At 32.7% G+C, this 6046-nt stretch carries 4 protein-coding genes and 1 pseudogene; 2 read left to right on the forward strand and 3 right to left on the reverse strand.

Annotated elements, in window-relative coordinates; genetic code table 11:
* Window positions 1-1212: pseudogene (locus ACXACS_RS20000) on the forward strand (IS3 family transposase); the annotation flags it as partial.
* 409 nt (window positions 1213-1621) lie between these two features.
* The gene (locus tag ACXACS_RS20005) at window positions 1622-1765 is read left to right on the forward strand and encodes a dCTP deaminase/dUTPase family protein (RefSeq protein ID WP_003310416.1); all 144 of its coding nucleotides are present in this window, start codon (window positions 1622-1624) and stop codon (window positions 1763-1765) included.
* Window positions 1766-2470: 705 nt separating this feature from the next.
* Here ACXACS_RS20005 and ACXACS_RS20010 read toward each other — a convergent pair.
* From ACXACS_RS20010 to ACXACS_RS20020, 3 genes are all read right to left on the reverse strand, one after another.
* The gene (locus ACXACS_RS20010; protein ID WP_003254706.1) at window positions 2471-2782 is read right to left on the reverse strand and encodes a hypothetical protein; all 312 of its coding nucleotides are present in this window, start codon (window positions 2780-2782) and stop codon (window positions 2471-2473) included.
* A gap of 600 nt (window positions 2783-3382) precedes the next feature.
* Complete coding sequence (gene tnpB / locus ACXACS_RS20015; RefSeq protein WP_000981141.1) at window positions 3383-4471, reverse strand: IS200/IS605 family element RNA-guided endonuclease TnpB; 1089 nt, start codon at window positions 4469-4471, stop codon at window positions 3383-3385.
* Between the two features lie 141 nt (window positions 4472-4612).
* Window positions 4613-5122 carry a thiol-disulfide oxidoreductase DCC family protein gene (locus ACXACS_RS20020; protein ID WP_474809402.1) on the reverse strand — a complete coding sequence of 170 codons (510 nt, stop codon included), beginning with the start codon at window positions 5120-5122 and terminating at the stop codon, window positions 4613-4615.
* Window positions 5123-6046: the final 924 nt, after the last annotated feature.

Raw genomic sequence — 6046 nt, forward strand, 5'->3', positions numbered from 1 at the left:
ATGAAAAAGGAAAGCTACCTCGAAATATTTTTGAAGAATGTGGTTTTGATATAGATATGATTGGAATGAAACGGGTTATGTCATCGGGAAGTAGATGGCGTGCTGCTTATAGAAAAAATGGTGTTTTGGGTTTAAGGGATACACGTATCGAAAACGCTGGAAGAACTCTGTTAGAGAGAGCTTACGTTAGAAGAAAAGTATGCCCGTTTAGAAGCCGAACGAAACTTACTAAAGGCGGAAAATGAATTGCTAAAAAAAATCAAACTTATGGAAGGGAGGGTGAAAAGGAAATAACACTACCACCTAGTCAGAAATTCATCTTGATTCGTTCTGTCATCATGAAATACAACTTAAGGAATATGGTCAGTTATTTGTGTAAAGTAGCTGGTGTATCCCGTTCGGGATACTATAATTACTTTTCAATTTCAGCTCAAGAACAACGGAAACAAAAGAATGATCGAGATGAAATATTGAAGAAAACCATATTAAAAGCACTTCGATTTAGAAATAGAAAGAAGGGGGCTCGTCAGATAAAGATGACATTGGCGGGTCAGTTTCAAGTTGTCTACAATTCAAAGCGTATCCGGTAGAATCATGAAAAAATATGAGATTGTCTGTCCGATTCGGAAAGCAAATCCTTATAAAAGAATGCTGAAAGCTTCAAAAGAACATCGAGTAGTGCCGAATCAATTAAATCGAGAATTTAAACAAAATATCCCAGGAAAAACGCTTCTTACAGATATCACTTATTTAATTTACGGTAAGAATAAAAGAGCTTATTTATCTACAATTTTAGATGGCTCAACCAATGAAATTTTAGCTTACCATGTTTCAGAACAGATGACATTAGACCTCGTAACAACAACTCTTCATAAACTACAACGGAATAAGAGGATTCCATTGACTGAAGGCGCATATATTCATTCGGATCAAGGAGCCCACTACACAAGCCCTACCTACCAAAAATTAGTCAAAAAGCTAAAGCTCGGACAATCTATGTCAAGAAGAGGGAACTGTTGGGATAACGCTCCACAAGAATCATTTTTTGGTCATCTGAAAGATGAAGCACATATAAAACCTTGCGAGTCTTTTACTGAGTTGAAACAAGAGATTAAGAAATATATGAAGTACTATAATCACTATAGATATCAATGGAACTTAAAAAAGATGACTCCTGTTGGATACAGAAATCATCTTCTTGATGTTGCCTAACTTTTTTCAAAATGTCCTTTACAAAGGGTACAGATTAGAAATAGGTGCTTTTTTTATTGTATATAAATTACACATTAATTTATATTTGAAACAATATAAAAAGAACCTGCAAACCCGCAGATTCTCCTGATAATGATTTATATAAGTAAGACCTGAAAATATAATACAATGAATTTGAAAATGGGTTTAAGTAAATAAAACTAGCCACTGGAAGTTCGGTGGTTTCAGAAGTGATGATGTTTTCCTCGGTTTAGGAACTGAGAAAATACAAAAATATAATACATCGAGATTTAGAGGATTTCAAGACCTAAATTAAAAATTACCGTGGGGTGGATGAACATGGATAGTGGCTATCGTGGAGCGGTTGGAGGTGTTGGTAGATAACACTGAAAGACCAATAAGTTTAAATATGAAAGCTCATGTAATCAAAAAAGGTACACGCATCGCTCAAGGCGTCATAGCGTCAGTAGTAACAGCTCATTTTGTTGAGGTGGACGAGCTATTGGTTAGTGAACGAGGTGTTGGCGGATTTGAATCTACGGGAACGAAGTAAGACAAAATTTGAATTTTATTAAAAAGAAGGAACAGAGGAATTTGTAAATGAGTTTGAAAGGTCCATAAAAAGAATCAGTAAAACTCTGTATTCTTCTACACGTATTTTTATTTGTTAATCCATTTAGAAATAATAGGATAATGAAAGTCTTTTTCCTGTAGCACATATAAAATTCCTTTTATAGGTCCGGAAAATTAACAAAAGAAACAGTATTAGATATAAAGGAGGTATACCGAAAATAATCAAAGCGTTATTTGGCGTTAAGTCTAAATTAGACAAAGATAACATTAAGATTCTTATTATGAATAGATTCCAAATCATTGTAATTACCCAAATGAATAGTTGGTAAAAAACAGCTTCAAGGATATTTTTTCGAATGTCTTGTGATTTGCATATGAAATAAAAAATCAATGGTATATAAAAAATTGTGACGCTAAAGAAAATAAGAAGACAAAAAGATAATAGGGTAAGAAAATGCATAATTAATTTTATGTTCTTTTCTTGAGTTAGGATTATTAAGTGCTCTCCTATATGTATGAGATTTGTTGTGCTTATTAATATATATGCTATAGATAACTATAACATAAAAATTAATTGTAATAGAATACCGCATCGAAAAGAACACGTATTAAATTAAACAAAAGCGTTATTTGAAACTGTTCATGAAAAAAGAGCACTACCGAAAGTGCTCTTAGAAAATACATTTTATATTCTGTTTTGAGCTACGATTTTAATGTTCTCTGGTGGAATGATATCTCGAATTTTTTCTTTTAAATCTACTTGGACCATTTCTTCAAGATGTTCAAGTGAAACTTCAAAGTTTATGCATTCCGCAGTTGCGATGCTTAATAAAGAATAATTTTCATTCTTTTTAACAACAAGATATTTCGATTGATCTGTTATTACTATACACCCTTGTTGAATGCCTAATTTACGATTGTCTTCAAAAGTCATAAATGTTTCTCCTTTGATATGTATTGCCGATAAATAGTTTACTACATAAATATATTGGTTCATATTGAGAAACCTTACATTAGTATTACAAGTTTATAAGGTTTCTGAATATCTTGTGGCCTAGTAACAGGGAGAGTGTAAAAAGGTTTAATTGAATATTTAACAAAATCCTTATTTGAAAACAAGAGGCCCTAGAGTTAGGGCTCTAGGGCTTCTTATTTTGGTATTCTCACATGGTTTTTCAAAAAGAATAGAACATATTGAAGATACCATGTGAATGTTTCATAAATGTATCAAAAAAGTGAACAAAATTGCTATTGCAGAAGAATCAGAAATGAAGTTTCTAATACGTAAGTACGTGAAAGATATTATTTCTAGTGGATAAAATGGGCATGGGACACCTAATCATTATTTTATCGGGGGAAAAGAATATGTTACGAACTTGGTTGAATGAAAAAATGAAAATTTTACTTTAAGCGAAGTTAATGAAATATATTTTTGGGGTTATATCAATGATTGTTATCTTGATGGACAATTTAACTTTATAAAAGTCATAGAAGAAAACACAACTATGAGGAATAGTAAGCTTTGAACTACCCCCACTTTTACTTTGTTTAGAAGTGAGGGATTCCTAAGTAAAGAGTTCTATCGAACTCTAATTGATTAGGCTAACCCCGCAGTCCTTGCGGTTAGAAGCCTTATCGCTTCATTCTTTAGATTGATGCTTGCGTTAATATCCCTATCATGGTGTGTACGACAAGAAGGACAGTCCCATTCACGTAGGTTTAGATTTTTAACGTCTTTATTTTGATATCCACAGCAAGAACATAATTGGCTGGAAGCAAATGTTTTCGATACGACAATGACTTGTTTGCCATACCATTTTGCTTTGTATTCTAACATGGATCGAAATTGCAACCAAGATACCTCACTAATTGCTTTTGCTAACTTATAATTCTTTAACATATTCGATACTTGCAAATCCTCTATACCGATAACATCGTGGTTTTTGATGATTTCAGTTGAAATTTTGTCCAAGTAATCTTTTCTAGTATTTGATATGTATTCATGAATTCTAGCTACCTTTACTCGTTGTTTATTCCAGCGAGAAGATCCTTTCATTCTTCTAGAAAGAACACGCTGTGCCTTCGCCAACTTATCTTCTAATGATCGGAAAAATTTCGGATTTTCATAGTGTGTTCCATCTGACAAAATAGCGAAATCTTTTAGTCCTACATCTATTCCAATGTAAGAATGTGTTTTCGGAAGTTTTTGTACTTCTGTTTCAACTAATAGTGACACAAAATATCTACCAGAAGGGTTCTGTCTAACTGTAGCATTTACAATACGCCCCTCTACTTCGTGACTTTTGGCAAATCGAACAAGGCCTAGTTTCGGCAACTTTATTTTGTTCCCTACAACGGCAATATTTTCATTTGTTTGTTTTGTGGTATAAGATTGTACGTTGTTCTTCTTAGATTTAAAGCGCGTATAAGCATCCGCAAGGTTGCGAACAGACGACTGAATCGCAATACTATCCACTTCTTTTAGCCAAACAAGCTCTTTCTTCATGGCAGGTAGTTTGGCAGAGCATATACCATAGGTCAAGCCTTTTCCTGTCTCTTTGTATGCGTGATTCCATAAGGATAGGAAATGATTGAATACAAAGCGAGAACACCCAATCGTTTTGTTGATTAGAATTGCTTGTGCTTGATTTGGATAGATACGAAACTTATAGGCTTTATTCATCATTATTTGATTCACCTCCATTTCGGTATATGACTATTATACACCAAACGTATATTCGATAGGTAGTGGAGTAATACTTTCTATATGTCGAACAATTAAGATGGCTTCCTGCTATCCCTTGTTCGAAGCCAATTCATCTCCCACCTACTCACTGGACTGTGACCCTTCACGCTCCTTGAGGAAGGAGTCTTCTTGGCTAAAATGATAAAAATGAAAAAAGCCTCTCATTGAGAGACTTTTGAAAATGTTTATATTTTCAACTATCTTAAAAATCTTTTCTTGATATCCGGAGTAGGAATAAGACATTGGTTTTGTTTGCCAAACCATTTGTATCGTATTTTCTGCAACTTTTTTGTAATAAAAGTTTCGAATAGGTTTTGGAATTATTAAAAGGATAAATAATAATTTACAACTTCCTTTTAAGTATTTACAAATATTCAGTATGTCATCGGATTCTGTATAAGCCCTATTATTATCAATTAAAATCACACTATCTATTGTTTCGCTAATGTTGTATTGATTTAATAACTGAATGCCAATACTACTTTGGCGTGATGCAAATTTAAAATATTCTTTAGGATCTCTTTTAATAATAAACTGAACACTTTGATTACATAAGTTGCAGTCCCCATCAAAAAGTATAATTCGTGTCATTAATAATCCCTTCTAAAACGTTTATTTAATCTTTTTTATTTTAACGGAAAAGAGAATTTAAATACACTCATTTTAAATTATTGAATTCCAAAGAACTTTTAATAAAAACGCTATTTTATTAGAAAAGGGGAATGGATATAAATTTATTAGAGCAATACATTGAAGAAGTGATCAGTGAGGAACCGTACACTGAGGAATGGACAAAAGATTTTGATAAAAAATTTGTAAAGGTAAAGTTGGTTACCAATTGCTATGTTCGGAAACGCAATGAAGACCCAATTTTTGATGTTGATAAATGGAAAAGGTAAAGAACAAGGTTATTACATGGGATAAGTAAAAAAGCAGCTAGCAATAGCTAACTGCTCATATAAGGGAATCGGAGAAAGATAACCATGTGTCCATATTATTAACGGAATATTAAGTTTTTATTCAAAGGGTAGAGGGAAATAGAAGAAAGAAAGGAACCAAAAATGTATCTATGGCATGTTACGGGTGGAACAAAGAAAAACGATGTGTAGAGTTCCAACTATTAAGAAATGAAGAGATATTTGTAATGCCAATGTATAAGAAGGATGTAAGAAGCATGGAACAATTTTTTCTGATTAATGAAAAATAACTGAACAAAATAATCTTTTTAACAGAAAATGAGGAATAAAGATGAGACAAGGAAACCGCGGAATGGCGTTTGAAAAGCTTATTAACCTATCGAATGAATGGAATAGTGTTTATGGAATCGATTTCTATAATTTTTCACAGAAATATATCTTTGATTTTTTTGCATAATTTTACAACATATATTGTGAATTAGCTAATATCTATATACACGTATACATGACATAAGTATGAGAAGAACACACCTTATTTTTCAAAGGGGATACAAGAAGAGGTGCTGGTTTCATCTATCGGAGGGAATGGATTAACCTT

Source organism: Alteromonas sp. AWM4_230, assembly GCF_056158305.1.

Coding starts and splice junctions, on each gene's coding strand:
- ACXACS_RS20020 (WP_474809402.1), bottom strand. CDS start 5,122: ATGACACGAATTATACTTTTTGATGGGGACTGCAACTTATGTAATCAA.
- ACXACS_RS20010 (WP_003254706.1), bottom strand. CDS start 2,782: ATGAACCAATATATTTATGTAGTAAACTATTTATCGGCAATACATATC.
- tnpB (WP_000981141.1), bottom strand. CDS start 4,471: ATGATGAATAAAGCCTATAAGTTTCGTATCTATCCAAATCAAGCACAA.
- ACXACS_RS20005 (WP_003310416.1), top strand. CDS start 1,622: ATGAAAGCTCATGTAATCAAAAAAGGTACACGCATCGCTCAAGGCGTC.